Source organism: Cryobacterium ruanii, assembly GCF_004404055.1.
Taxonomy (GTDB): Bacteria; Actinomycetota; Actinomycetes; order Actinomycetales; family Microbacteriaceae; genus Cryobacterium; species Cryobacterium ruanii.
This window is the reverse complement of sequence record NZ_SOHK01000017.1, coordinates 250,977-276,350: the sequence shown is the minus strand read 5'-3', so window position 1 is coordinate 276,350 and position 25,374 is coordinate 250,977. Positions and strand designations below refer to the sequence as shown.

Annotated in this window: 19 protein-coding genes; 9 read left to right on the top strand and 10 right to left on the bottom strand. The window is 64.2% G+C overall.

Annotated elements, in window-relative coordinates:
• Nucleotides 1-2: 2 nt before the first annotated feature.
• Nucleotides 3-1,085 carry a threonine aldolase family protein gene (locus E3T47_RS12825; RefSeq protein ID WP_134556425.1) on the top strand — a complete coding sequence of 361 codons (1,083 nt, stop codon included), beginning with the start codon at nucleotides 3-5 and terminating at the stop codon, nucleotides 1,083-1,085.
• Nucleotides 1,082-2,767: a long-chain-fatty-acid--CoA ligase gene (locus tag E3T47_RS12820; protein ID WP_134556424.1), complete on the top strand. Its 1,686-nt coding sequence runs from the start codon at nucleotides 1,082-1,084 to the stop codon at nucleotides 2,765-2,767. Before E3T47_RS12825 ends, E3T47_RS12820 begins: the two co-directional genes overlap by 4 nt.
• A gap of 152 nt (nucleotides 2,768-2,919) precedes the next feature.
• Here E3T47_RS12820 and E3T47_RS12815 read toward each other — a convergent pair whose 3' ends face one another.
• Nucleotides 2,920-3,969, bottom strand: a complete 1,050-nt coding sequence (locus tag E3T47_RS12815; RefSeq protein ID WP_134556423.1) for a zinc-dependent alcohol dehydrogenase family protein — start codon at nucleotides 3,967-3,969, stop codon at nucleotides 2,920-2,922.
• A gap of 71 nt (nucleotides 3,970-4,040) precedes the next feature.
• Nucleotides 4,041-6,221, bottom strand: coding sequence for an ATP-dependent Clp protease ATP-binding subunit (locus E3T47_RS12810; protein WP_134556422.1), 2,181 nt, complete (start codon nucleotides 6,219-6,221; stop codon nucleotides 4,041-4,043).
• Nucleotides 6,222-6,464: 243 nt separating this feature from the next.
• On the opposite strand from E3T47_RS12810, the gene hemA reads away from it, so the two are divergent.
• The 5 genes from hemA to E3T47_RS12785 all read left to right on the top strand — a co-directional run bounded on the left by hemA (nucleotide 6,465) and on the right by E3T47_RS12785 (nucleotide 14,370).
• A complete protein-coding gene (hemA, locus tag E3T47_RS12805; RefSeq protein ID WP_134556421.1) occupies nucleotides 6,465-7,790 on the top strand; it encodes a glutamyl-tRNA reductase in 1,326 nt (441 codons plus the stop codon).
• A gap of 152 nt (nucleotides 7,791-7,942) precedes the next feature.
• Nucleotides 7,943-11,455, top strand: coding sequence for a DEAD/DEAH box helicase (locus tag E3T47_RS12800; RefSeq protein WP_241982255.1), 3,513 nt, complete (start codon nucleotides 7,943-7,945; stop codon nucleotides 11,453-11,455).
• Between the two features lie 165 nt (nucleotides 11,456-11,620).
• The gene (locus tag E3T47_RS12795; protein WP_134556420.1) at nucleotides 11,621-12,934 is read left to right on the top strand and encodes a glycosyltransferase 87 family protein; all 1,314 of its coding nucleotides are present in this window, start codon (nucleotides 11,621-11,623) and stop codon (nucleotides 12,932-12,934) included.
• Nucleotides 12,935-13,015: 81 nt separating this feature from the next.
• Nucleotides 13,016-13,678 (top strand): NADPH-dependent F420 reductase, encoded by a 663-nt coding sequence (locus tag E3T47_RS12790; protein WP_422386496.1) that lies wholly within the window; start codon nucleotides 13,016-13,018, stop codon nucleotides 13,676-13,678.
• Nucleotides 13,679-13,776: 98 nt separating this feature from the next.
• Nucleotides 13,777-14,370 (top strand): histidine phosphatase family protein, encoded by a 594-nt coding sequence (locus E3T47_RS12785; protein ID WP_134556419.1) that lies wholly within the window; start codon nucleotides 13,777-13,779, stop codon nucleotides 14,368-14,370.
• 14 nt (nucleotides 14,371-14,384) lie between these two features.
• On the opposite strand, the gene E3T47_RS12780 is transcribed toward E3T47_RS12785, so the two are convergent.
• The 8 genes from E3T47_RS12780 to E3T47_RS12745 form a co-directional block, all read right to left on the bottom strand.
• Nucleotides 14,385-15,509: a class I SAM-dependent methyltransferase gene (locus E3T47_RS12780; RefSeq protein ID WP_241982253.1), complete on the bottom strand. Its 1,125-nt coding sequence runs from the start codon at nucleotides 15,507-15,509 to the stop codon at nucleotides 14,385-14,387.
• Between the two features lie 130 nt (nucleotides 15,510-15,639).
• A complete protein-coding gene (locus E3T47_RS12775; protein ID WP_134556418.1) occupies nucleotides 15,640-16,053 on the bottom strand; it encodes a heat shock protein transcriptional repressor HspR in 414 nt (137 codons plus the stop codon).
• 2 nt (nucleotides 16,054-16,055) lie between these two features.
• Nucleotides 16,056-17,057 (bottom strand): DnaJ C-terminal domain-containing protein, encoded by a 1,002-nt coding sequence (locus E3T47_RS12770; RefSeq protein WP_134556417.1) that lies wholly within the window; start codon nucleotides 17,055-17,057, stop codon nucleotides 16,056-16,058.
• Nucleotides 17,050-17,688 (bottom strand): nucleotide exchange factor GrpE, encoded by a 639-nt coding sequence (locus tag E3T47_RS12765; protein WP_134556416.1) that lies wholly within the window; start codon nucleotides 17,686-17,688, stop codon nucleotides 17,050-17,052. Before E3T47_RS12765 ends, E3T47_RS12770 begins: the two co-directional genes overlap by 8 nt.
• 9 nt (nucleotides 17,689-17,697) lie before the next feature.
• Nucleotides 17,698-19,572: a molecular chaperone DnaK gene (dnaK, locus tag E3T47_RS12760; RefSeq protein ID WP_134556415.1), complete on the bottom strand. Its 1,875-nt coding sequence runs from the start codon at nucleotides 19,570-19,572 to the stop codon at nucleotides 17,698-17,700.
• A gap of 241 nt (nucleotides 19,573-19,813) precedes the next feature.
• Entirely contained in the window at nucleotides 19,814-20,587 is a 774-nt protein-coding gene (locus E3T47_RS12755) for an ATP-binding cassette domain-containing protein (RefSeq protein ID WP_134556414.1), read from the bottom strand.
• Between the two features lie 2 nt (nucleotides 20,588-20,589).
• Entirely contained in the window at nucleotides 20,590-21,630 is a 1,041-nt protein-coding gene (locus E3T47_RS12750; protein ID WP_134556413.1) for an ABC transporter permease, read from the bottom strand.
• A 38-nt stretch (nucleotides 21,631-21,668) separates the two neighbouring features.
• The gene (locus tag E3T47_RS12745; RefSeq protein ID WP_134556412.1) at nucleotides 21,669-22,682 is read right to left on the bottom strand and encodes a substrate-binding domain-containing protein; all 1,014 of its coding nucleotides are present in this window, start codon (nucleotides 22,680-22,682) and stop codon (nucleotides 21,669-21,671) included.
• 2 nt (nucleotides 22,683-22,684) lie between these two features.
• On the opposite strand from E3T47_RS12745, the gene E3T47_RS12740 reads away from it, so the two are divergent.
• Both E3T47_RS12740 and E3T47_RS12735 read left to right on the top strand, forming a co-directional pair.
• The gene (locus E3T47_RS12740) at nucleotides 22,685-23,911 is read left to right on the top strand and encodes a LacI family DNA-binding transcriptional regulator (RefSeq protein WP_134556411.1); all 1,227 of its coding nucleotides are present in this window, start codon (nucleotides 22,685-22,687) and stop codon (nucleotides 23,909-23,911) included.
• Between the two features lie 81 nt (nucleotides 23,912-23,992).
• Nucleotides 23,993-25,303 carry an MFS transporter gene (locus E3T47_RS12735; RefSeq protein ID WP_241982251.1) on the top strand — a complete coding sequence of 437 codons (1,311 nt, stop codon included), beginning with the start codon at nucleotides 23,993-23,995 and terminating at the stop codon, nucleotides 25,301-25,303.
• Nucleotides 25,304-25,374 lie beyond the last annotated feature (71 nt).

Here is a 25,374-nt window from a genome sequence, read left to right as displayed (position 1 = left end):
GAATGCGGGAGGATGGGGGAGTGACCCAACTCCATGACCTGTCCTCCCGCGGTTTCGCCTCCGACAACTACTCCGGAATTCATCCGGAAATTCTAGAGGCGATGGCCCGGGCCAACGGTGCCCACCAGATCGCCTACGGCGAAGACGTCTACACGGCGCGGTTGCAGGAGGTCTTCGTTGAACAGTTCGGCGCCGGCATCGAAGCTTTTCCGGTGTTCAACGGCACCGGCGCCAACGTCACCGGGCTGCAGTCCATGTTGCCGCGCTGGGGCGCCGTGATCTGCTCGGCCACCGCCCACATACACAACGACGAAGGCGGCGCCCCCGAACACGTCGGCGGCTTCAAGCTGCTGCCGGTCGTGACCCCCGACGGCAAGCTCACCCCCGAGCTCATCGACCAGGAGGCGTGGGGCTGGGGCGATGAGCACCGCGCCCAGCCGCTCGTGGTGGCCATCACGCAGACCACGGAGCTCGGCACCGCCTACACGGTCGACGAGGTGCGCGCCATCGCCGACCACGCCCACTCCAAGGGGATGACGCTGCACATGGACGGTGCCCGCATCTCTAACGCGGCAGCAAGCCTCGGGGTGCCGCTGCGCGCCTTCACCCGCGACGCCGGCGTCGACGTGCTCAGCTTCGGCGGCACCAAGAACGGCATGATGCTCGGTGAGTGCATCGTGGTACTGAACCCGGCGGCATCCTTTGGATTGAAGTTTCTGCGCAAGTCGAACATGCAGCTCTCCAGCAAGATGCGTTTCATCTCGGCGCAGCTCATCGCGCTGCTCGACGGCGACCTGTGGCTGCGAAACGCCACCCATTCCAATGCGATGGCCGCACGGCTGCGCGGAGCGCTGGAAGGCGAACTCGCCGACGGCACCATCACCGGCCTGAATTTCAGCCAGGCCACCCAGGCCAACGCCATCTTTGCCACCCTACCCGTCGGCGTCGCCGACCGTTTGCGTGAGTCGTTTCGGTTCTACGACTGGGACGCTTCGAAGAATGAGGTGCGCTGGATGTGCGGCTTTGACACGACCGAAGACGACATCGACCAGTTCGTAGCCGCGATCACCCGGGAGCTGTCATGACGTTCAAGGACCAGCCCTGGCTCGCCTCGTACGCGCCCGGCGTTCCCGCCACCATCGCCGAGACCACCGAAACCCTCATCGACATGATGGAGACTTCGGCCGCATTGTTCGCGCCGAACATCGCCCTCGACTTCTTCGGAGCCACGACGACCTACGCCGAGCTTGGCGAACAGATCTCCCGGGCCGCCAACGGCCTGCGCAGGCTCGGCATCACGCCGGGAGACCGCGTGGCGCTCGTGCTGCCGAACTGCCCGCAGCACGTCGTCGCGTTCTATGCGGTGCTGCGCCTCGGCGCCATCGTGGTCGAGCATAATCCGCTCTATACCGACCGGGAACTGCGGCACCAGTTTGAAGACCACGGTGCCCGCGTCGCGATCGTCTGGGACAAGGTCTACGAGACTGTGCGTGCCTTCCCGAAAGATATGGGGGTAGCGGATGTTGTCACCATCGACCTCACCCGCGCCATGCCGTTCTCGAAAAGGCTGGCTCTCAAGCTGCCGATCAAGAAGGCGCAGGACGCCCGCGCCTCCCTCACGGCCGGACCGGGAAAAGGGGCGATCAGCTGGGAGTCCATCGTCGGTGCCCGCAAGCTGCACCACTCGCATCAGCGCCCCCTTCTCACCGACACCGCCGTGCTGCAATACACGAGCGGCACGACCGGCACCCCGAAGGGCGCTATCCTCAGCCACTACAACCTGCGCGCCAACGCCGCACAGGGCTCCGCCTGGGTGGCGGGCCTGCGCCCCGGCGATGAGACGGTGTACGGCGTTCTGCCCATGTTCCACGCCTACGGGCTCACGCTCTGCCTCACCTTTGCCATGAGCATCGGTGCGCGTCTCGTGCTGTTCCCCAAGTTCGACGAGAAGCTCGTGCTCGATGCCGCCAAGCACGCACCGCCGACATTCCTGCCCGCGGTGCCGCCGATCTACGACCGCCTGGTCACGGCCGCTGCGAAAAAGAAGGTGCGCCTCGCGGGCATCCGCTTTGCTATTTCGGGCGCCATGAACCTGCCGGTATCGATCGTGGAACGCTGGGAGAAAGCCACCGGCGGGCTGCTAGTCGAAGGCTATGGCATGACCGAGGCTTCGCCCATCGTTGCCGGCAACCCGATCGGCCCGAGTCGTCGGCCCGGAACGGTTGGCGTGCCATTTCCCAGCACGGACATTCGCGTGGTCGACCCGGAGGACCCGTCGATCGAGCGCGGCTTCGAACAGGAAGGCGAGCTGCTCGTACACGGCCCGCAGGTCTTCTCAGGCTACTGGGACCGCCCGAGTGAGACCGCGCAGGTGCTGCTGCCGGGTGGCTGGCTGCGCACCGGCGACATCGTGCGCGTCTCCGCTGACGGTTTCATCACCGTCGTCGACCGCATGAAGGAGCTCATCATCACCGGCGGTTTCAACGTGTCGCCGTCCGAGGTGGAAGAAGCCCTGCTCTCGCACCCCGATATCACGGACGCCGCCGCAGTGGGGTTGCCGAGCGCCAGCGGCGGCGAAGACGTCGTGGCGGTCGTTGTGCTTCGACCCGATGTAGAACTTGACGTCACCGCTTTGCGCGAGTACTGCCGCACTCGGCTGTCGGCCTACAAAGTTCCGCGACGCATCGTCGAGGTCGACGACTTGCCGCGCAGTCTCCTCGGCAAGGTGCTGCGCCGCGAGGTGCGCAACCGCTTGCAAGGCAAGTAACGCCCCGGGCGTACCGGCGCCCGATGCACCTCTCTCTCTCTCTCTCTGATCTGCTCCTCACCAACGACTAAGCCCCGAACGAGTCGTCCCGAGCGCAAAAAGTGCCCGTTTGAACAAGTCAAACGGGCACTTTTAACGCTTTTGCGAGACGATCAGGGGCGTAGCAATACCTTGATGGCGCGGCGTTCGTCCATCGCGGCGTAGGCCTCGGCGACCTCGGCCAGGGGAAGCTCCAGGTCGAAGACCCGGCCGGGGTTGATCTGGCCGGACAGAACTTCGGGCAGCAATTCCTCGATATAGCCTCGAACGGATGCCACGCCACCGTTCACGCCCACGTTGCGTCCGAACAGCGAGCGAATTGGCAACTCGGCGCCACCGTTGGGCACGCCGACGTAGCCGACCATTCCACCGGGCCGTGTCGACCGGATGGCCTGATCCATGGATTCCTTCGTTCCGACACACTCGAGCACACAGTCGGCGCCGATCCCATCGAACAGGGCCTGCACCGCTGCAACGCCCTCGTCGCCGCGTTCTTCGATGATGTCCGTCGCACCGAATTCGCGAGCCACTGCCTGGCGGTCGGCGTGGCGGGACATGGCGACGATGCGGCTCGCGCCGAGTCGTTTGCTCGCGAGTATGGCGCAGAGCCCGACGGCTCCGTCGCCGACGACAACAACGGTGCTTCCGGTGGTGACACCGGCCGACACAGCCGCATGGTGCCCGGTGCCCATGACATCGGAGAGGGCCAAAAGCCCCGGAATCAGTGCGTCTTCGGGCATCTCGGGTGTTGCCACGAGCGATCCGTCAGCATGGGGAACGCGCACCCGCTCGCCCTGAGCACCGTCGGCGAAGCCACCCATATCGTCATTCGCGCCCCACGGAACGACGTGGAGGCAGGAAAAACTCACGCCGTTGCGGCAGTTGATACAGGTATTGTCGCAGTCGTAGAAAGGAGCAATGACGAAGTCACCCACTTTCAGCGTGGAAACGTCTGGGCCGATCTCTTCGACGATGCCAACAAACTCATGGCCGATCCGGTGCGGTTCCTTGGTTGGCGTGACGCCGCGGTACGGCCACAAGTCCGACCCGCAGACGCAGGCCGCAACCACGCGAACGATGGCGTCGCCGCCGGTCGAGAGTACGGGGTCGGGAACTTCCTCGAGGCGAACATCCCGTTCGCCGTAAATCACAGTTGCGCGCATCGTTAAACCCTAACCGGGCAAACCTGAACCTAACCTCTGCATCTTCTTTTCTCATGAAAGCGGGTAGCGGTTCAGAGCAGATCCCCCTCGGGCGGTACCTCCGGCAGCGCCGGAGCGGATGCCACAGTCAGCGAATCGCCGTCGGCGGCCAGCGCCACGAGCACCGTGTCGCCGTCTCGAATATTGCCGGCGAGCAGTGCCCGCGCCAGGCTGTCGTCGATCTCACGCTGCATCAGCCGGCGGAGGGGACGTGCGCCGTAGATCGGGTCGTAGCCGCGCTCGGCCAGCCAGCGGCGGGCATCCGGAGTCACGGCCAACTCGAGGCGACGCTCGGCGAGACGCTTCTGCAGCCGGTCGACGTCGAGCTCGACGATCTCACCGAGTTCCTCGGTCGTGAGCGAGGAGAACACCACGATGTCGTCGAGCCGGTTGACGAACTCGGGCTTGAAGGCTCGCCGCACGAGGCCCTGCACAGCCTCTTCCTTCTGAGCCGCCGACAGGGTCGGATCGACCAGGAACTGCGAACCGAGGTTTGAGGTGAGCACGAGGATGGTGTTGCGAAAGTCCACCGTTCGGCCCTGGCCGTCGGTGAGCCGGCCGTCGTCGAGCACCTGCAGCAGCACGTCGAATACCTCGGGATGCGCCTTCTCCACCTCGTCGAAGAGAATCACTGAATAGGGGCGCCGGCGCACGGCCTCGGTGAGCTGACCGCCCTGTTCGTAGCCGACATAGCCCGGAGGGGCTCCGACCAGGCGGCTCACCGCGAACTTCTCGCCGTACTCGCTCATGTCGATGCGCACCATGGCTTTTTCGTCGTCGAACAGAAACTCGGCGAGCGCCTTGGCCAGTTCGGTCTTGCCGACACCGGTCGGCCCGAGAAACATGAACGATCCGGTCGGGCGGTCAGGGTCGGAGATGCCGGCGCGCGAACGGCGCACGGCGTCGGCGACGGCACGCACCGCGCGCTTCTGGCCGATCAGGCGGTGGCCGAGCTCATTTTCGAGGTTGAGCAGCTTCTCGGTTTCGCCCTGCAGCAGTCGACCCACCGGGATCCCGGTCCAGGCGGCGACCACGGCGGCGATGTCCTCGCTGGTGACCTGTTCGTTGACCATGCGGGGGCCCACGGATTCTTGGTTCTCAGCGTCGGCGAGCGCCCGTTCCATTACCGGAATGTCGCCGTAGAGCAGTCGTGACGCCTTTTCCAGGTTGCCTTCGCGCTGCGCCCGGTCGGATTCGATGCGCGCGGCATCGAGCCGCCCGCGCAGCTCGCCGACCCGGTTGAGTGACGCCCGTTCGGTGTCCCAGCGCGCCTGCAGCTCCTTCAGGCTGGCTTGGCGCTCCTCGAGATTGCTGCGCAACAACACCCGCCGCGCCTTCGAGGCGTCGTCCTTCTCCTTCTTCAAGGCGAGTTCTTCGAGCTTCAGCCGGTCGACACTGCGCCGCAACTCATCGATCTCGACCGGTGAGGAGTCGATCTCCATGCGCAGCCGGCTCGCCGCCTCATCGATGAGGTCGATCGCCTTGTCGGGCAGCTGGCGGGCGGTGATGTAGCGATTCGAGAGGGATGCAGCGGCCACGAGGGCAGAATCGGCGATCGTCACCTTGTGGTGCGCTTCATAGCGTTCCTTAAGCCCGCGCAGAATGGCGACGGTGTCTTCCACCGACGGCTCGTCGACAAGCACGGGCTGAAAGCGGCGCTCGAGCGCGGCATCCTTTTCGATGAATTCGCGGTACTCGTTGAGGGTCGTGGCACCGATCAGGCGCAGTTCTCCGCGCGCGAGCATGGGCTTGAGCATGTTGCTGGCCGCGACGGAGCCTTCACCGCCGCCCGCGCCCATGAGGGTGTGCAGTTCGTCGACGAAGGTGATGATCTGGCCGTCGGCGTCGTTGATCTCCTTGAGCACGGCCTTGAGCCGCTCCTCGAACTCGCCGCGGTACTTGGCGCCGGCCACGAGTGCGGCCAGGTCGAGCGAGACCAGCTGCTTGTCTTTGAGCGAATCGGCCACGTCTCCGGCCACGATCCGCTGGGCTAAACCCTCCACCACAGCGGTCTTGCCGACCCCGGGTTCACCGATGAGTACGGGGTTGTTCTTGGTGCGCCGGGTGAGCACCTGGCTGATCCGGCGAATCTCGGCGTCCCGACCGATCACCGGGTCGAGCTTGCCGCTGCGGGCGATATCGGTGAGGTTCACCCCATACAGTTCGAGGGCCGTCTTAGCGTTTTCTTGCTGTGGTCGCTGACCGGCTTGCATCGCTATCTCCTCTGAACCTGAGTCTTACTGACTCAAGTTTAGTAGCAGAAAGTCGGCGGCCAGAAGGGGCTTCACCTACCTGACTAGAAAACAAATCAGCACCCCGCTCGTCCGCATGAACTATCCCTGCCGCGGCGCGATGCCGCCCCCGGTAACGAGCCCGAGCGGCCCCAAGCTTTTCCTAAGTTCCTTGGTGCAGTGTCGGGTCAACGTTCCACTCAGAAACGAGCGCAGGAGGCTTGCATGACGGGCTTGACCATGGTGGGGATCTCTCATCATGGCGCATCCTTGGCATTGCTCGAACGGGTTTCCGTTCGCCGGGACGCCCGCCAGGATCTGCTCATGGTCCTGCGTGCCGCGGGATGTCCAGAGGCGGTCTTGCTATCTACCTGCAGCCGAGTCGAGATCTATGTCGACAACACATCACTCGGACTGACCGACCTCTTCTGTGCGCTCCTCGACGTGCTCGTCAAGCATTCCGGAGTGACCCACGACGAACTCAAGGCTGTCATCGAAGTCCGTACCGGCCGAGTCGCCCGCGAGCACCTCTTCGATGTGACCGCGGGGCTGAAGTCCCGCATGCGCGGCGAGGTCGAGATTCTGGCCCAAACCCAGGCAGCCTATCGTGAGTCTCAAACGGCGGACATGGCTGGCCGTGCATTGGCGCAGCTGTTCCCTGCCGCGTTGCGCTCCGGCCGCAAAATCCGCGCCACCACCGCCCTCGACGGGTTCGTTCGCTCGCTCGCTCATCGAGCCGTCGAGACTGGGCTCGCCTCCCTGGCCACGGGCGCCGACCCGCGGGTGCTTGTCGTCGGGTCGGGCCAGATGGCCGCCTCTGCGGTCAACCATCTGATGGGTCTGGGCATACGCGTGACCGTTGCGGCACGCGACGAAGCGTATGCCGCGCGACTCGCCGGTGCCGGAGCCGTATGCGCGCTTTCCGCTTTGACGCGGGGAATCGCCCAGACGGACCTGGTGATCTGCACCACCGCGGCGGCCCAGCCCGTCGTGACGATGGACCACGTCAGTGGCGCCATGGCCGAGCGGAACAGCCCGCTCACGGTCGTCGATCTGTCCGTACCCCGCAACGTCGACCCGGCGGTGGCGCAGGTGCCGAGGGTCACGCTCATCGACCTCGTAGGCTTGAACGACGACGGCACCGCCGAGCCCGGCCTGGTGGCCGCACTCTCTCTTGCCGCAATGATGTCCAACGCCGCGGCCGCCGATTTCACTGTCAGACTGGCTGCACGTGAGGCTGGTCCAGTCATCGCGGCGATGCGATACCGAGTCAAACTGGCCTGTGAGGCCGAGCTCGCCGAGTCCGCCGACTGGCCCACGCTCGATTCCGACGCGCGCGCCCGCTCAGTGCACGCCATCGCCGGCAAACTGCTGCACGGTCCGACCATGGCTGCCCGTCACGCGGCTGCGGTTGGCGACTCCGACGGGCTCAGGCGCCTCTGCACCACCTTCGGGGTTCCGCTGGCCGAAGTTGGTTTGGCCGAGACTGCTCGGACCGGACCCGGCAGTGGAGCGGTCAGGATCGAGTACCATCCCGCTGCATCCCGCTAACGCGCCATGTGGCATGCCGTTGCCGCCTAGTCGCGCCGAGCAGTTCGCGGGGACCGGGCGCGCCCGCTCCCCGAGCGTGATGTCGCCGGCCCGGTCAGCCGCACATGAGACAATGAGGGTTGGTCCTTTTTTCTTACGGAGCTCCCACACCTATGGCCCATTCGCTCAGCACTCATGAGATCGCGCGCATCGTTGGCAGCCAGTCATTCTCGCGCGGTGAACGGTACGCCCGCAACGGGCATGTCACCGAACAGTCCTGGGCCCCGTCGGGAACACACCTCACCGGTCGCGTCAGCGGCACCAGCCCGCAGCCGTACACGGTGCTCGTCTCGTTCACATTGAATGTCGCCGGCCAAGCAGTACGGGCCAGTGGAACCTGCACCTGCCCCATGGGCAGCAACTGCAAACACGTCGCCGCGCTGCTGTTGGCCAGCCGGAGCAGCCCAGCTGAGTTGAACGCTGCGCGCGCCGCCTCCAACGTGCGCGCAATCGGCGATCGCCGCACCGCCGTGTTCGAGTCGACCTTCGTGCCGGCCGCCTACCAACCACCCGCGCCGGCGCCCGTCATCCCCATTCTCCCGCTGGTACCCGCCTGGCGCGCGGCTCTGGCCCCGATCGCTAAACCCAGCGCTGGCGAGGCGACGTCCAGCATGGCGCTCGCGCTACAGTTCGACCTGCTCGACCCCGCCTACAGCCCCAACCGACGCACGGGCCCCCGCCGTCTCGGCGCCCGCCCCATGGTCATGGGTAAGAAAGGCAAATGGATCCGCGGTTCCCTCACCTGGGACAACCTGTCCTGGACCCCTGGCACCTACAATCGCGGCCACCGCAAAATTCTCAACGCCCTTTACGCCCTCTCGGCGACCGGGCAGCGCTACTACAGCTACACCGACCATTGGCTCTACCTCGACAACTTCGAGAACAAGGCCCTCTGGGATCTCCTGTACGAGGCCCAGCTAAGCGGCCTGCCGCTGGTCTGTGCAACGGATGCCCAGAATCCCGTTCTTCTCTCGCCCACGCCAGCCTCGCTCGAGGTCGACATCCGACGCGACGACGACGGCCTGCAACTGACCCCGCTGCTCGTGCTGAGCGAGCGGCTGCACCGCGGCGCTGAATTCGGTTTCATCGGCGATCCAGCACACGGTGCGTACACCTTCACGAGCCCCGCCGACCCGCTGGCGACCGGCCGGCAGCTCGTTCTCGCCCCGCTGAATGCCCCGGTCAGCTCCGAGATCCGCGCCCTCGCGGTCACCGGCGGATTCGACATTCCAGCCGACGACGAGCCAGCCTTCCTCGCCGACTATTACCCGTTCCTGCAGCAAAAACTGGCCCTCACCAGCCACGATGCGTCGTTCGAGCGACCCAGGACCGCCCAGCCCCAGTTGGCCCTCACAATCACCCACCAGACGGATGCCCGCATCACCCTCGCGTGGGAGTGGCAGTACGTCGCACCCCCCGAACCGGCCAACCGTGTCTCGATCACCTCCGGTGCGGCATTCGGCGTGGCCGCCGTGGATGCCGCCGACCCGGCCGGGACGTCCGCTGGCGAAATAGCGGAAACCCCCGTGCTCTACCGTCATCCCCTGCGCCCGACACCCAGCGACACCCGCTTTCGCGACGCGACTCGCGAAACCGACACCCTGCGAGACGTCGAACGCACGATCATTTCGTTCGCCGCGCTCTGGCAGCCCGCCACGCCGGTCAGCCCGGCCCGACTGCTCGAGCACTCCGAACTGCGCGGTGCCGTCATGATCGACTTTCTCGAGCACATCGTGCCGCTGCTCGCCGAGGCCGGCATCGTCGTGCAAGTCTCGGCCGACGCCCCGAGCTACCGTGAGGCCGAGGAAGCCCCGGTGATCAGCCTCGCGACCACCGAAAGCACCGATACGCGCGACTGGTTCGACCTCGCCGTGACCGTTTCGATCGAGGGCGAAGACATTCCCTTTGACGACCTGTTCCGGGCGCTGGCCACCGACCAAGACCTCATGATCCTCGACAGCGGCACCTACTTCAGTCTCGACCGCCCCGAATTGCAGCAGCTGCGGCGCCTGATCGAAGAGGCCCGTGGTTTGCAGGAGAGCAACGCCGGCACGCTCGGCCTCAGCCGTTTTCAGGCCGATCTGTGGGACGAACTGCAGCTGCTTGGCGTCGTCGCTGAGCAGGCCGCCACCTGGCGCAGCGCTGTCGAAGGCCTCGCCGCACAGGGACTGGCTGAGGCAGCTCCGATCGCCGAACGCCCGCTCCCGCCGGCCGTGCACGCCACCCTACGCGCCTATCAGCAGACCGGATTCGACTGGCTCAGCTTTCTCTACGACCACCAACTCGGCGGCGTGCTGGCCGACGACATGGGGCTCGGCAAGACCCTGCAGGCCATCGCGCTCATCGCCCACGCCCGCGACAGCCAACGTGCTGTGCACGGCGCCGCCCGCAAACCGTTCCTCGTCGTCGCGCCGACGAGCGTCGTCTCCAACTGGGCCACCGAGTGCGCTCGGTTCGCGCCCGACCTCACGACGGTGGCCATCGGGCAGACCGCCGCCAAGCGCGGCTCCAGCCTACAAGACGTGATGGGTGAAGCGGATGTCGTGATCACCTCCTACACGCTGTTCCGCCTGGACTTCGAGGAGTACAACGCACAGGACTGGGCCGGACTACTGCTCGACGAAGCGCAGTTCGTGAAGAACCACCAGAGCAAGGCGCACGTTTGCGCCCGCCGCCTGCGCACCCCGTTCAAGCTCGCCATCACCGGCACGCCGATGGAAAACAACCTCATGGAACTGTGGTCGTTACTCTCCATCACCGCCCCCGGCCTGTTTCCGAGCCCCAGCCGGTTCGCCGACTATTACCGCAAGCCCATTGAAACGGATGCCGACGCCGACCGGCTCGCACAGCTGCGCCGCCGCATCCGTCCTTTCATGCTGCGGCGAACCAAGGCCGAGGTGGCCAGCGACCTGCCCGAGAAGCAGGAACAGGTGCTCGAACTCGACCTGCACCCGCGGCACCGTAAGGTCTACGACATGCACCTTGCCCGCGAACGCCAAAAGGTGCTCGGCCTGATCGAGGACATGAACGCGAATCGGTTCGAGATTTTTCGCTCGCTCACCATGCTGCGCCAGCTCAGTCTCGACGCAAGCCTGTACGACGCGAAGTACGACAGTGTGCCGTCGACCAAGCTCGACGCCCTGCTAGAGCTGCTCGAAGACACCGTCGCCGAGGGCCACCGCACTCTCATTTTCAGCCAGTTCACCCAGTACCTCGGCAAGGCGCGGGACCGGCTCGACGCGGCGGGAATCAGCTACTCCTACCTCGACGGCAAGACCCGCAACCGGGCCAAGGCGATCAGTGATTTCAAGGAGGGCTCGAGCTCCGTCTTTCTGATCAGCCTCAAGGCCGGCGGGTTCGGCCTCAACCTCACCGAGGCCGACTACGTCATTCTGCTCGACCCCTGGTGGAACCCGGCGACCGAGGCCCAGGCCGTCGACCGCGTGCACCGCATCGGCCAGACCAAGAACGTCATGGTCTACCGTCTGGTCTCCAAGGACACCATCGAAGAAAAGGTCATGGCCCTCAAGGCCACGAAGGCTCGCCTGTTCGAAAGCGTCATGACCGATGGCGCTCCGCAGGGCACCGCCCTGACCGCCGCCGACATCCGCGAGCTCCTCGCCTGACCTCTCCCGCGTATCTCCGCGGAACCATGCCCGAGCCCAGGCCCGGAACCGCCGATCGCCCCGGTTGTCTTTCGCACGCTCTGCGCACGACCCGACACCAACAGTTCACCCAGCACACCTAGACTGCACGCGACGACCCCACCTCGCGCCTGCAGAAACGGTCCTATGTCCACTATTTTCGATCGGGTTGACGCTCGCCTGGCTCGCACGCTGACCCCGAGCCGTCGCCTCACACTCCAACGTCCGCGTACCCTGGCGCTCGGCTTCCTCGGTCTCCACACGATATTCCTCATCGCTCTGCTCCCCACCATCCTCACCGGCCGGGTACTGGGCGACCTCCCGCTCTACCGCACTTGGGCCGAACTCGGCCTCAACAACGGCGTCTGGCAAGGTATCGATACCGCCTGGGTCTATCCCATCGGCGCCATGCTGCCGATCGCGTTCGCGAGTATCGCCGGTCCGCTTGTCTATCAATTGCTGTGGTTTCTGATGACGACCGCGCTCAATGCCGTCGCGGTCGGGGCGCTCACCGACTGGGGTCGCCGCCGCAGCGGGTTCAAGTCGGCCTGGTACTGGATGCTCGCATCGTTCCTGCTCAGCCCGGTGGGCCTGCTGCGCCTCGAAGGAATCACCGCTCCACTCGTCATCGTCGGCCTTGTGCTGCTCGCCCGGCGTCCGGTTGTGGCCACAGCCTTCCTCACTCTCGCCACCTGGATCAAGGTTTGGCCGGCCGCTGTCATGCTCGCCGTGATCACGGTATCGCCCCGCCGCCGTACGGTCCTGCTCACAGGGGCTGCGCTGTCGGCCGGAGTGGCAGCATCCGTCTGGCTGCTGGGAGGACTGCAATTTCTCACCGGATTCATCACGGAACAGACCGACCGCGCCCTGCAACTCGAGGCGCCCATCACCACCCCGTGGGTGTGGCTGGCCACGCTCGGCCACCATGGCACGGTCATCTACGAGAATTTTGCAATAGCCACCCGTGAGGTGAGCGGACCCGGCACCGACCTGGTCGCTTCCCTGATGACGCCGGCCATGTTTGGCGCCATCGCGGCGATTTTCGTGCTCATCCTCATCACCCAGCATCGGCGAGCGGATGCCAACCAGTTACTGCTGCTCGGAGCCCTTGCCCTGGTCAGCGCGTTCATCGCCTTCAATAAGGTCGGTTCACCGCAATACATGTTGTGGCTGGTGCCGGTAGTCGCGGTCGGTGCTGGCCGAAGCTGGGCCGAGTGGCGGGTGCCCGCTGTGCTGATGCTGGCCATCTCGGGCCTGACGACGCTGATCTTTCCCATTTTCTACCTGCCCCTCATCGACGGCGACCTGTTCTCCCTGCTGCTGCTGACGGCGCGCAATGCGCTGCTCGCCGCACTGATGGGCTGGTCGATCGTGGCCCTCGCAAAGTTGGCCGTTTCGGCCGGCAGGACGCCGCGAGCAATGGTCGACGCACACAACACGCTGAACGTTCAGGCCGACTAATACGCAATTCGTCAATCGGGTTGGGAACGAAACGGTTCGGACGCAGGGAATCATTTCGGCTGAACTGAGGTTAAAGCGAACATGAATATTCAGACACTGGGCATCATCGGCGCCGGTCACATCGGTAGCCAGCTCGCTCGATCCGCGATCTCCGTCGGATACGACGTCGTCATCAGCAACTCACGCGCACCCGAAACCCTCACGGACCTCATTGCGGAATTGGGACCGAAGGCGCGTGCCGCGACGGCCGCAGAAGCAGCCGCGGCAGCGGACGTGGCGATCGTAACCGTACCCTTGCGGGCATACGAAGCCATTCCGGTCGAACCATTGGCCGGCAAGATCGTGATCGATACGAACAATTACTACCCCGACCGCGATGGCACATTCATCGGCCTCGACACCGGCGTAGACACTGTCTCTGAGATGTTGCAGCGTCACCTTCCGACCAGCAAGGTTGGCAAGGGATTCAACCACATCATGGCCCCGGACATCACCACCGATGGAACACCCGCCGGCACCCCTAACCGTCGCGCCCTGGCCACTTCCAGCAACTTCGACGAGGCCACCGAGTTCGTCACGAAGCTCTACGAACAGCTCGGCTTCGATACGGTCAACGTCGGCCCGCTTTCGGAAAGCTGGCGCGTCGAGCGCGACCAGCCTGCCTATGTCATCCGTCAAAACAAGCGCGAACTGATCGAGAACCTCGCTAGGGCCACGCGCACGGGCGCAATCGCCTCGGCCTGAACTCACCGATCGGGCACCACGCCGGTAGGTGCAGGCCGCGCTTGACTGCGTACCCGCGTCGACCCTACACTCCCAGTTCGCCCAGGCAGAATAGACGGATGACCACGACGACGACCTTCGCCCTCATCCGCCACGGCCAGACCGATTGGAATGCGGCCGCGCGCATCCAGGGAGCCACCGATATTCCGCTCAACGACGTGGGGCGCGGCCAGGCCGTGGATGCCGTCGCCCCCCTGAAACGCTACGACTGGGATTTCATCGTCTCGTCTCCGCTGTCCCGTGCGGCCGAAACCGCCGACTTGATCGGTGAACAGCTCGGGCTCGACGTTGCCCAGCGTGTTCCGGACCTGATCGAGCGCGATTATGGGCCAGCCGAGGGCCTCACCGCGGGAGCAGAGCTCGACGCCCTGCGTTTTCCCGGCGGTTTCCGCGGCGCTGAGACCGAGGCGGCTGTCGCGGCGCGCGGGATCGATGCCCTGCAACAGCTGGCCGAGCAACATCCTGGTGCGCGCATCATCGTGGTCGCACACGGCACCCTCATTCGTCTGAGCCTCGCGCACGCGCTCGACCAACGCATCGGCAGCATCACTAACGCCACGCTCAACCTCGTGCATCACCACCACGTACACGCCGATGGCGCGACAACGTGGCAGCTCGACGTACTGAACGGCGAGTCGCTCCTAGCCGTCTGACCAACGCCGAAGCGTCAGCGGCCGGTGGACACCGTCACTGTGAACTTGGTGTTTCGGCCGACCTGGCGGGTCGAACCGACTATCCGGGTAAGGGTGGGTCGGTAGCCGAGGTGCGTGTTCCACACCGTCCACAGTTCGCCGCCGGGTGCAAGCACGCGCGCTGCGTCGATGAACAGTTTTTCAGCGAGGCCGGCGTGCACGGACGCTCCGATATGGAACGGCGGGTTGAGCAGAATCAGATCGGCCGAGTTGTCCGCCTGGCCGGATAGACCGTCGGCGCGCACCACGGTAACGCGATCGGCGAGTGCGTTGGCGTCGACGGTTGCGCGAGCGGATGCGACGGCAACGGCCGACTGGTCCGTCGCGAGCACCTGCAGCAGCGGGCGCTGGGCTGCCAGCGCCGCGGCGAGCACGCCGGTGCCGCAGCCGAGGTCAATGGCGCGCTCGGCGTCGGGCTTCATGCGGTCAAGAACCTCGAGCAGGGCCCGCGTGCCGATGTCGATGCTGGTTCCGGCGAACACGCCGCCGTGGCCGCGCACGGTGAGGTCGAAGTCGTCGTGGCGCTCGTTGCGGGGCCAGTCGCTCGTTGATGTGGACAACGGCGATGAGGCGATGAGCACACGGGACTTCTGGCGGGCCGGGCGCACGTTGAGAGCGCCGAAATGGCGGCGCAGCACCTCATTCATGCTCACGGTCATGTGTTTGATGCGCCCACCGGCGAAGACGATCACGTCGCCAGCGGCGTACTTTGCGATCGCGCCGGCGATCTCGTCGAGCGCATCGAGGCTCCTCGGCAGCTGCAGCAGCACGACGTGGGCGTCTTTGAGTAGTTCTTCGCCGAGCGGCAGTGAGCGGTAGGCATCCGTCAGGTTGACGCCGGAGGCGTTGCTGTCGAGCGCGTATTCGCCCGAAAGTGCGTCCTGGTAAACGCGAATGCCGCGGGCGTCGTGCAGAGCTGCGGCGCCGAGGGTGAGAGCGCCATAGCGGTCCTCGAGCACGACGACCCCACCGGAACGGTAGGCGGCGAGTGCGCCGGCCGCCTCATCAAGGATGAGGCGGTCACTCGCGTCGACGGCAAAGAGGTTCTCCGCCTCGATATCAGGACGGCGACGCAGACGGTCGAAATCGAATTCGTTCACGCTGTCCTTCGCCGGCATATTGGTGTTCCGCGGCGCGGACTGGTCATTCGTGCCCGATTCGGACATGGTTCCCCCTGAAAGTGGTGCTGGTGCAACTAGTTCGTGCTGTGAAACAAAAACATGGAGCTGACTATGGTCTGGGCTGCCGCCAGATGACAATCTGGTTGCTGCGCCTGGTGCGGGTGCCCGCCTTCATCGAAATGACGTCGCCGGCCGAGCCAGCCGCGAAAACGCGGCGGCCCGGTCGGTTCAGCAGTTCGTCGGCGAGCGTCGATTCCAACTCGCGCAGGCGATTTTCGAGCCCGCGCACGTGGTCCTCGAGTTCGAGGATACGACGGATGCCTTCCAAACTCACACCTTCCGAGCCCAAGAACGCAATTTCACGGAGCTTTGCCACGTCGAGCATGGAATAGCGGCGGCTCTTGCCGGGGGTGCGTTCCGGGCTGACGAGCCCCAGGCGATCGTATTGGCGCAAGGTTTGCGGGTGCATTCCCGCAAGCTCAGCGGCCGTGGAAATCACGAAAACCCGGGTGGTCTCGTCCATGACTAGCCCTTCGCCCGCGCGATCAGTTCATCGCGCGGGTTTTCCTTGGGCAGCGCTTCGGCGAACGCGGCGAGCTTTTCCTCTGCATCTTTCGACAGGTGAGAGGGCACTGCGACCTGCACGACCGCGAGCAGGTCGCCCGTGCCCTTGGCCGTGGTCACTCCGCGACCCTTGACGCGCAACACGCGGCCACCGGGAGTACCGGGAGCAACGCGCAGCTTGACGGGGCTGCCGCCGAGGGTGGGTACCTCGATCGTCGCGCCGAGACTGGCCTCGACGAAGGTCACCGGAACGGTCACACGCAAATTGAGTCCGTCACGTTCGAACACCGGATGCTTCCGCACGGTGATCGTCAGCACGATATCGCCGGATTCTCCCCCGTCGGGGCTGGGCTGGCCCTTGCCACGTAGGCGAATCTTCTGCCCATCGGCGACTCCGGCCGGAATCTTGACCTTGATCGGTCGGCCGTCCTGGGTCTGCAGGCTGATCTGGTCGCCCTGGGTGGCCGTGATGAAATCGATGGTTGTCGACGCGATGACGTCGCGGCCCCTGGTGGGCGCGCCCGACCCTCGGTAGCCGCCGGTCGGGTTGCCGAAGCCGCCCCCTCCGCCGCCACCTCTGCCGAACATACCCCCGAGGATATCGTCGAAGCCGCCCTGCTCGAAGGTATAACTTTGCTGGCGGCTTCCGCCGCCGAACATGCCTCCGAAAGCGTCCTCGAATCCGCCGCTTTGGGCGCGCCCGCCGGGCGCGGCGAACCGCGCCCCGCTGCCCATGGCCCGCACGGCGTCATATTCCTTGCGCTGCGCTGCATCGTTCAGCACCGAGTGCGCCTCACTCAGCTCCTTGAACTTCGCCTCAGCGGCGGGGTTCCCCGGGTTGGAGTCCGGGTGGTACTTTCGAGCGAGTTTGCGATACGCCTTCTTCAACTCGGCCGGCGTGACATCTTTCGACACTCCGAGAACCTTGTAGAAGTCCTTGTCGAACCAGTCTTGGCTAGCCATCGCTCGGTACCTGAACGACGACCTTGGCCGCGCGCAGCAGCGTGGAGCCGAGGTAGTACCCCGTCTCCGCGACGTCGCCGACGGTTTCGGTGTCGACGGCCGCACTCGGTTGCTGGAAGATCGCCTCGTGCATGGTCGGGTCGAACGGGTCGCCGACCGTGCCGAACGAGGTCAGGCCGAGGCGTTCGACGCTCGAGCGCAGCTTGGCTGCGATCGTGGCGAAAGCGGAATCGGGCACGAGATCGCCGTGCTTCTCGGCACGGTAGATGTCGTCGAGCACTGGAATCAGCACCTTGACGATATCCCCGGTGACGCGCTCTTTCTCGATGGCACGGTTGGCTTCGGTGCGGCGACGGTAGTTAGCGTACTCGGCCGTCACGCGCTTGAGGTCGGCGAGGTGTTCGCTCGTCGGCTCGGCCACTTCACGCTCCGCCGCGTCCAAAATGTCCTGAACGGTTAGCTCGTCTTCTTCGATACCGTCGGCCGAGGCTGCAGCAGCACCGTCAACGGCGGATTCCGCATCGGGCTCCGTCTCGTCGGGCGCCGCGCCTGCCGCGGCGGTGCCGTCATCGGGCACCCCCGCAGCAGACTCGCCTTCGTACTTCTTGTCCGGGTCTTTCTTATCAGCCATTGTTGCGGCCTACTTCTTCTTGTCGTCGTCGTCGTCGTCAACAACCTCGGCGTCGACAACGTCTTCGTCTTTGTTCTCGTCGGCGCCAGTCTCGTCGGCGCCGGCCTCGTCGGAGCCGGCCGCGGCATCCGCCTGGCTGGACTTGTAGATGGCTTCGCCGAGCTTGCCCTGGCTTTCGTTGAGCTTGTCGAACGCGGTCTTCACCGCGTCGTCGTCGTCACCGGCGAGAGCGGACTTGAGGGCGTCGACATCGGCCTGCACCTCATTCTTCACGTCTTCGGGCAATTTGTCGACGTTGTCCTTGATCAACTTCTCGATCGAGTAGGCGAGCTGCTCGGCCGTATTGCGGGTCTCGGCGACTTCACGCAGGCGCTTGTCTTCGGCGGCGTGCTCTTCACCCTCGCGCACCATGCGCTCGATGTCTTCCTTCGCGAGCGAGGAACCGCCCGTGATGGTCATCGACTGCTCGGTTCCGGTGCCCTTGTCCTTGGCAGACACGTGCACGATGCCGTTGGCGTCGATGTCGAAAGTGACCTCGACCTGCGGAATTCCGCGCGGTGCCGGCGCGATGCCGGTGAGCTCGAAGGTTCCGAGGTTCTTGTTATCGCGGGTGAACTCGCGCTCGCCCTGGAACACCTGGATTGCGACGGACGGCTGGTTGTCGTCGGCCGTGGTGAAGGTTTCGCTGCGCTTGGTCGGGATGGCCGTGTTGCGCTCGATCAGGCGCGTCATGATGCCGCCCTTGGTTTCGATGCCGAGGCTCAGTGGGGTGACGTCGATCAGCAGAACGTCCTTGCGCTCGCCCTTCAGTACGCCGGCCTGCAGTGCTGCACCGACGGCGACGACCTCGTCCGGGTTGACGCCCTTGTTCGGGTCCTTGCCGCCGGTCTCGCTCTTGACGAGCTCGTAGACGGCGGGCATGCGGGTGGAACCACCGACGAGAACGACGTGGGCGATGTCGCCGACCTTGACGCCGGCCTCACGGATGACGTCCTGGAAGGGCTTCTTGGTGCGGTCGAGCAGGTCTTCGGTCATCTTCTCGAACTGGGCGCGGGTAAGCGTCTCGTCGAGGTTGGCCGGGCCGTTTTCGGTCAGCGACAGGTAGGGCAGCTGGATGCTCGTCGACATGCTCGAGGAGAGTTCCTTCTTGGCCTGCTCGGCGGCTTCCTTGAGACGCTGCTTGGCGATCTTGTCCTTCGAGACGTCGACGCCGGTGGTCTCCTTGAAGCGCTTAATGAGGTGATCAACGATGCGCTGGTCCCAGTCGTCGCCGCCGAGGCGGTTGTCGCCGGCCGTCGAGCGCACCTGGATGGTGGAGAAGTCGTCGTCCTTGCCGACCTCGAGCAGCGACACGTCGAAGGTTCCGCCTCCGAGGTCGAAGACCAGAATGAGCTCGTCTTCCTTGCCCTTGTCGAGGCCGTAGGCGAGCGCGGCGGCAGTCGGCTCGTTGATGATGCGCAGCACGTTGAGTCCGGCGATCTCGCCGGCCTCCTTGGTGGCCTGGCGCTCGGCGTCGTTGAAGTATGCGGGCACGGTCACGACAGCGTCGGTGACCTTCTCGCCCAGGTACTGCTCGGCGTCACGCTTGAGCTTGGCGAGGATACGCGCCGAAATCTCCTGTGGGGTGTACTTCTTATCGTCGATGGCGACGTTCCAGTCGGTGCCCATGTGGCGCTTGACGCTGGAGATGGTGCGGTCGACGTTGGTGACGTTCTGACGCTTGGCGGTTTCTCCGACGAGCACTTCGCCGTCCTTGGTGAACGCGACCACCGAGGGGGTGGTGCGCAAGCCTTCAGCGTTGGCGATGACGGTGGGTTCTCCGCCTTCGAGCACGGCCACCACAGAGTTGGTGGTTCCGAGGTCAATACCTACTGCACGAGCCATGTGGGTTGTTCTCCTTCAATCAGATGCGAAATGAACGTCAAAAGTGGTCTCAAGACTTGAGCCTCGATGACTCAAGTATTCCAGCGCACTCAAGGGCTGTCAATTTCTGTAGCTGAAAGTTGAGTGTGAGTGACTCAACTTTGACGGTTAACGGTCCCCGTCCGCGTGACGGCAGACATGAAAAAGCGGGCCGCACCATAAAATCAGTGCGACCCGCCCACGGTTGTAGCCCGAATCCTGGTTAGTCACCCTCAACTTTGATGGTGGCGATAGTTCCGGTGATGACGCCGATCAGGCGATCGCCGTCAAATTCCGAGGTGGGAGCATCCATGACAACGCGCCCCAGTCGCATCACGACGATGCGGTCAGTCACCTCAAGCACGTGCGGGAGCGTGTGGGAGATGAAGATAACCCCCAGCCCCTTGGCCTTAGCCGCGCGAATGACCTTCAGCACCTCGCCGGCCTGACGCGCACCAAGGTGGTTGGTCGGTTCGTCGAGGATGATTACTTTTCTCGCCCACGACACCGCGCGACCGATCGCGACCGCCTGGCGCTGGCCACCCGAAAGCTGGGACACGGAACGGTTGGACGCCGGAACAGCGATTCCGACCCGCTCGAGATCAGCGTGCGCCTCGCGGGCCATCTCCTTTTTGGAGAGAAAGCCGAGCTTTCCCAGAATTCCCGGAACCAGCTTCTCCCGACCGAGAAAAACGTTTTCCGACACGGTCAGGTGGGGCGCCAGCCCTGAGTCCTGATACAGCGTCTCCACACCGGCTTCGAGCGCCTCTCGCGGCGAGTTCCACTCGCGCTCTTCGCCGTCGAGAAAGATCTGTCCCCCGTCGGGACGGTGTGCTCCCGAAAGAACCTTGACCAGGGTCGACTTTCCGGCGCCGTTGTCGCCGACTAGACCGACGACCTCTCCGGCGTGCAGCTTGAGGCTCGCCCCGTCGAGAGCAATTACCGATCCGTATCGTTTGGATACATTTCGTACTTCGTAGATGACTTCGCCGGCCATGGTTATTTTCTCCCGTTCTTGCTCTGCAGGGTCTGGGCGGCGACCGCCGCTGCGATGAGGACGGCCACGACGACCTTCTTCCAGTCGGGTGCGACACCGACCATGATGAGGCCCGACTGCACAGTGAAGAGGATGAGGGCACCCAGGATGGTGCCCATGATGCGGCCAACGCCGCCCATGAGCGAAGCGCCACCGATTACGACCGCCGCGATGGCGTCGAGTTCACGACCGGTCCCCGACGAGGGAGACCCGGCGCCAAGACGGATGTAGACGTACATGCCGGCCAGACCGGCCAGGGCACCGGAGAGGGCGTAGATCATGGTGATGTGGCGTTCCACATTGATACCCGCTGCGCGCGCCGCGAATGCATTCGAGCCAATGGCGTAGGTGTATAGGCCGAAGCGTGACTTGTGCAGAAAGAGTCCGAGGACAACGATAACGATGGCCACGAACAGAACCGCCCAAGACAGCGGATTCCAGTTGGGCGCCATGGCGGTAATCAGGGTGAAGTCGTTAGCGCTGCCGATGGGTGCACCCTTGGAAAGGATGACTGAGAATCCGAGTGCTGCACCCATGGTGGCGAGCGTTGCGATAAAGGGAACGATTTTGAACTTATTGATCAAAAATGCGTTTACGAGACCAACCAGGAGTCCGACGGTGACCGAGACGACGGTTCCCAGTAGCAGCGGAACAGCGGCATCCTGGCCTTTGACCGTCTGGTCCAGGCCCAGCACGTTGGCCATGGTCCAGGCCGAAATTACTCCACTGAGGCCAATGGTGGCACCGACCGACAGGTCGATGCCACCACTGATCACAACAAAGGTTTGACCAACGGCAATCAGGGCAACCGAACCCCAGTCCGTCAAGACGTTGTTCGCCGTCGCGACCGAAAAGAACTTCGGTTCGAGCACGGTGAAGACAACGATCAGGATAATCATCACGCCCACCAGAATTGTGCTCTGGTTGGAGCCCAATGAGGAGAGCCGAGACGAAAGCGTGGATTTCTGCGCGCTCTGTGCGGTTGTCTGACTGACGCTGGTCATGTTTTGCCTTCGTTTTCTACAGCTACCGGGGGGAGGTCTTACTTAGTCGCGACGTAGGTGTACTTCGCGAAGTCAGCGTCGGTGGTGCTGGAATCGAGCACGACGTTCGGGATGACGACCTCGCGCTCGGTCGCCGTCTCGCCGGTCTTGATGAACTCAACGAGGGTCTGGATGGCCAGACGGGCTTCGGCGGCGGGGTCCTGAGCGACGAGCGCGGTGAACACGCCCGACTTGATCTTGGCGACGTTGTCTGGGTACGCGTCGTAGCCGACGAGTCCGACGGTGCCTTCGAGGCCCTTGGCCTCGAGCGCGGCGGCGGCACCCGATGCGTTGGTGCCGTCAATGGCGAAGATGCCGGCCAGGTCGGGGAAGCGGGTCAACCAGTTGTTTACGTTGGTTGCGGCCTTTTCCGGGTTGGACTCGGAGTAGGCAACGTCGGCAATTTCGATGCCGGGATATTCGGCTTCGATCTGGGCCGTGAAGCCGTCGAGGCGGCTGACGTTGGTGGTTGCGGTGGCGCTGGTGAGTCCAACGACGACCTGGTAGGTGCCGCCGTCTTCGTAGCCGATTTGAGTGGCGAGTGCGTCGGCTGCCTTGGCGCCACCGTCGGCGTTGTCGCCCGTGATAAAGGACACGACGTCGGAAAGGTCCTCAACGTGGGTGTCGACGTTGACCACGGGGATACCCGCGGCCACGGCCTTGGACACCGACGCCTGGAGGGCGGTCGGGTCGGTAGGGATGAGCACCAAACCGTCGGGCTGCTGAGCCAACACCGCGTCCACGATCGGAATCTGGGTTTCGGCCGAATAGTTGGCGGGGTCGCCCTGCCAGATGAGCTTGACGCCAAGCTTGGCGGCCTCGTCCTCTGCGCCGGCCTTCATGGCCTGGAAAAAGGGGTCGGCCTCGGCGCCCATGACGAACGCGATTGTGATCTCATCCGCTGCGGCGGCATCGGTGGAATCGGTGCTGGCAGCTCCTGAGCAACCGGCCAGCGTCAGTGCGAAAGCCGTCATTGCACCAACAGCTGCAATCGTGCGGATTGAACGCCTCATGAATGTCTCCTTTGACTACATCACCAGTGCGAGATCGTTCTCGCAAACTGGGTAATATATATAGTCCAGTGCAGGAAACCTTTATGCAAGTTCGACGGGTAACGGTTCGATCACGAAAGTGCGAGGTAATTTTGCCGGACGAAGACGTCACGCAGGCCGCTCATTCGCCGACGATTGTTGACGTGGCGACCCGCGCGGGCGTGTCTCGCGCCACCGCCTCACGCGCCCTTGGCCACTACGGGCGGATCGCCCCCGCGACCATTAAGAGGGTAGAACAGGCGGCCGAGGCACTCGGCTATCGTCCCAACGAGCTCGCTCGAGCGATGCGCATTGGAATCACCAAGACCATCGGCTTGGTGATCATCACCGACTTCACGAACGCTTTTTTCGACCGGGTCACCAAGGCCATCGTCGACGAGGCTAAGCTGCACGGCTACCAGGTCCTCATCACCAATACCGATGAGGATTCCGAAATAGAGCGCCAGGCCGTCGAGACCCTGCTGGAGAAACAGGTCGATGGCTTGATCGTTGTGCCATCCCTGTCGAAAAATTATGACCATCTAGGCGCCGCCAAACTCGGCGGGCGACCCATTATGCTCATCGACCGCCGCCTCGATAATCTTCCGTTTACGGCCATCATCACCGATGACTTCGCGGGCGCCCAGAACGCGGTGCGCCACGCAATTTCGCTCGGCCATAAGCGCCTGGGTTTTCTCATTTCGGCCGCAAGCGTCGAGAACGTCACGGCCCAGAGGCCGGCCGAACTGGTATCGACCGTTTTTGATCGCACCGAAGGTTTTCTACGGGGGGCCTTCGATGCCGGGATAAAGCGAAGCGACCAGCATTGGATTTTTTGCGAAGATGAACCGAAATCTTCAGAGGCGGCCGTGGCATCGCTCCTGGACCGACCAAATCCGCCGACCATCATCTTTACGTCGAACAATGACATGGCGCTAGCTGTGCTCAAGGTGGCGGGCAATCGTCGGCTCACCATCGGTCGCGACATTTCTCTCGTCACAGTGGATGACAGCCAATGGGCGGCCGCCATCGTGCCGGGCATTACCGTCATTGCTCGCCCCGTCGAAGAAATCGGCCGGCTCGCTGTCCAACGACTTCTCTCCGAGATTGCCGACCCGGGTCAGCCGACCGAAATCGTGGTCCTGCCCACCACGCTCATCGCCCGCGATTCCGTGGCAAACCTGTATCTGGAGGGCTTTCGCTCAAGCTAGCGCTGGCAAGCGGATGCAGCCCCCAACCGCGGAACGCCGGCGCCGCATCCGCTGGCCACGGGTGGGCAGTAGATTATGCACATGATCCAGACCGTCGCCGCAGTCGCGGATTCCGCAGCAACACGTGGCCGCGTGGTGGCCTGGGCCTTTTGGGATTGGGGCTCGGCGGCGTTCAACGCCGTCGTAACGACCTTTGTCTTCACCGTGTACCTCACGGGTTCCGCGTTTGGCGATAAGGACGTAATTCCGGCCCAGCTGGGCTGGGCGCTGGCGATCGCCGGCATACTCATTGCCGTCTTGGCACCGATCACCGGTCAGCGATCCGACACCTCCGGGCGCCGCAAGTTCTGGCTCGGGGTCAATACCTTCGCGGTCGTCGCCATCACCGCGACCATGTTCTTCGTTGAGGCGAGCAGCGACTACCTGGTGCTCGGCCTATTCTTGGTGGCTGCCGGAAACGTATTCTTCGAATTCGCCGGGGTCAATTACAACGCGATGCTGGCGCAGGTATCGACTCCCGGCACCATCGGCAAAGTAAGTGGTTTCGGCTGGGGAATGGGCTATCTCGGCGGCATCGTGTTGCTGCTCATCGTGTACTTCGGCTTTATCGCGCCCGAGGTGGGGCTGTTTGGCGTCACGAGTGAGAACGGCCTTGCCGTGCGGGTGTCGATGCTCCTCGCGGCCGCGTGGTTTGGGCTGTCCGCGCTCCCCGTGCTGGTGCGAGTGCCCGAATACCGAGCGCCCACCGCGGAGCGCCGTCAACGGGTCGGGTTTTTCCGCAGCTACGCCGTTCTCGGCCACGACATCGCCCGGCTCTGGAAGACCAGCCGGCCCACGGTCTACTTCCTCCTGGCGAGCGCGGTTTTCCGCGACGGGCTGGCCGGCGTCTTTACCTTTGGGGGCGTGCTGGCAGCATCCGTCTTCGGATTTTCGCCGGGCGAGGTCATCATCTTCGCCATCGCCGCCAACGTGGTCGCCGGCGTGGCAACGATGGGTGTGGGCGTGCTCGACGATCGACTCGGTGCCAAACCGGTGATCCTGACCGCGCTGGCGGGACTTCTCATGAGCGGCCTGGTGGTGTTCTTCCTGCACGACGGCGGACAAATCGTGTTCTGGACCGCCGGCCTCGCCCTGTGCCTCTTCGTCGGGCCAGCTCAATCGGCCAGCCGCACCTTTTTGGCCCGGCTCATCCCGGCGGGCCGCGAGGGTGAGGTCTTCGGCCTCTACGCCACGACCGGACGCTCCGTGAGCTTTCTGGCACCCACTGCTTTCGCCCTCTCGGTCACGATCTTTGGTGAAACCTATTGGGGCATTCTTGGCATCATGCTCGTTCTGCTCGTCGGCTTGCTGCTGCTCATCCCGGTCGCCGCCAAGCAGCAGAAGATCGCCTGACCTCCCTGGAGTCTGAGTACTGCCTGTGCATTCACTGAAATAGGAATGTCTGGTCGCTTCCCGAGCGCGGG

Bases quoted from the DNA above. Each gene is read 5' to 3' on its own strand.
- E3T47_RS12825 (WP_134556425.1), top strand. From the start codon at position 3: ATGCGGGAGGATGGGGGAGTGACCCAACTCCATGACCTGTCCTCCCGC.
- E3T47_RS12820 (WP_134556424.1), top strand. From the start codon at position 1,082: ATGACGTTCAAGGACCAGCCCTGGCTCGCCTCGTACGCGCCCGGCGTT.
- E3T47_RS12815 (WP_134556423.1), bottom strand. From the start codon at position 3,969: ATGCGCGCAACTGTGATTTACGGCGAACGGGATGTTCGCCTCGAGGAA.
- E3T47_RS12810 (WP_134556422.1), bottom strand. From the start codon at position 6,221: ATGCAAGCCGGTCAGCGACCACAGCAAGAAAACGCTAAGACGGCCCTC.
- hemA (WP_134556421.1), top strand. From the start codon at position 6,465: ATGACGGGCTTGACCATGGTGGGGATCTCTCATCATGGCGCATCCTTG.
- E3T47_RS12800 (WP_241982255.1), top strand. From the start codon at position 7,943: ATGGCCCATTCGCTCAGCACTCATGAGATCGCGCGCATCGTTGGCAGC.
- E3T47_RS12795 (WP_134556420.1), top strand. From the start codon at position 11,621: ATGTCCACTATTTTCGATCGGGTTGACGCTCGCCTGGCTCGCACGCTG.
- E3T47_RS12790 (WP_422386496.1), top strand. From the start codon at position 13,016: ATGAATATTCAGACACTGGGCATCATCGGCGCCGGTCACATCGGTAGC.
- E3T47_RS12785 (WP_134556419.1), top strand. From the start codon at position 13,777: ATGACCACGACGACGACCTTCGCCCTCATCCGCCACGGCCAGACCGAT.
- E3T47_RS12775 (WP_134556418.1), bottom strand. From the start codon at position 16,053: ATGGACGAGACCACCCGGGTTTTCGTGATTTCCACGGCCGCTGAGCTT.
- E3T47_RS12770 (WP_134556417.1), bottom strand. From the start codon at position 17,057: ATGGCTAGCCAAGACTGGTTCGACAAGGACTTCTACAAGGTTCTCGGA.
- E3T47_RS12765 (WP_134556416.1), bottom strand. From the start codon at position 17,688: ATGGCTGATAAGAAAGACCCGGACAAGAAGTACGAAGGCGAGTCTGCT.
- dnaK (WP_134556415.1), bottom strand. From the start codon at position 19,572: ATGGCTCGTGCAGTAGGTATTGACCTCGGAACCACCAACTCTGTGGTG.
- E3T47_RS12755 (WP_134556414.1), bottom strand. From the start codon at position 20,587: ATGGCCGGCGAAGTCATCTACGAAGTACGAAATGTATCCAAACGATAC.
- E3T47_RS12750 (WP_134556413.1), bottom strand. From the start codon at position 21,630: ATGACCAGCGTCAGTCAGACAACCGCACAGAGCGCGCAGAAATCCACG.
- E3T47_RS12745 (WP_134556412.1), bottom strand. From the start codon at position 22,682: ATGAGGCGTTCAATCCGCACGATTGCAGCTGTTGGTGCAATGACGGCT.
- E3T47_RS12740 (WP_134556411.1), top strand. From the start codon at position 22,685: ATGTCTCCTTTGACTACATCACCAGTGCGAGATCGTTCTCGCAAACTG.
- E3T47_RS12735 (WP_241982251.1), top strand. From the start codon at position 23,993: ATGATCCAGACCGTCGCCGCAGTCGCGGATTCCGCAGCAACACGTGGC.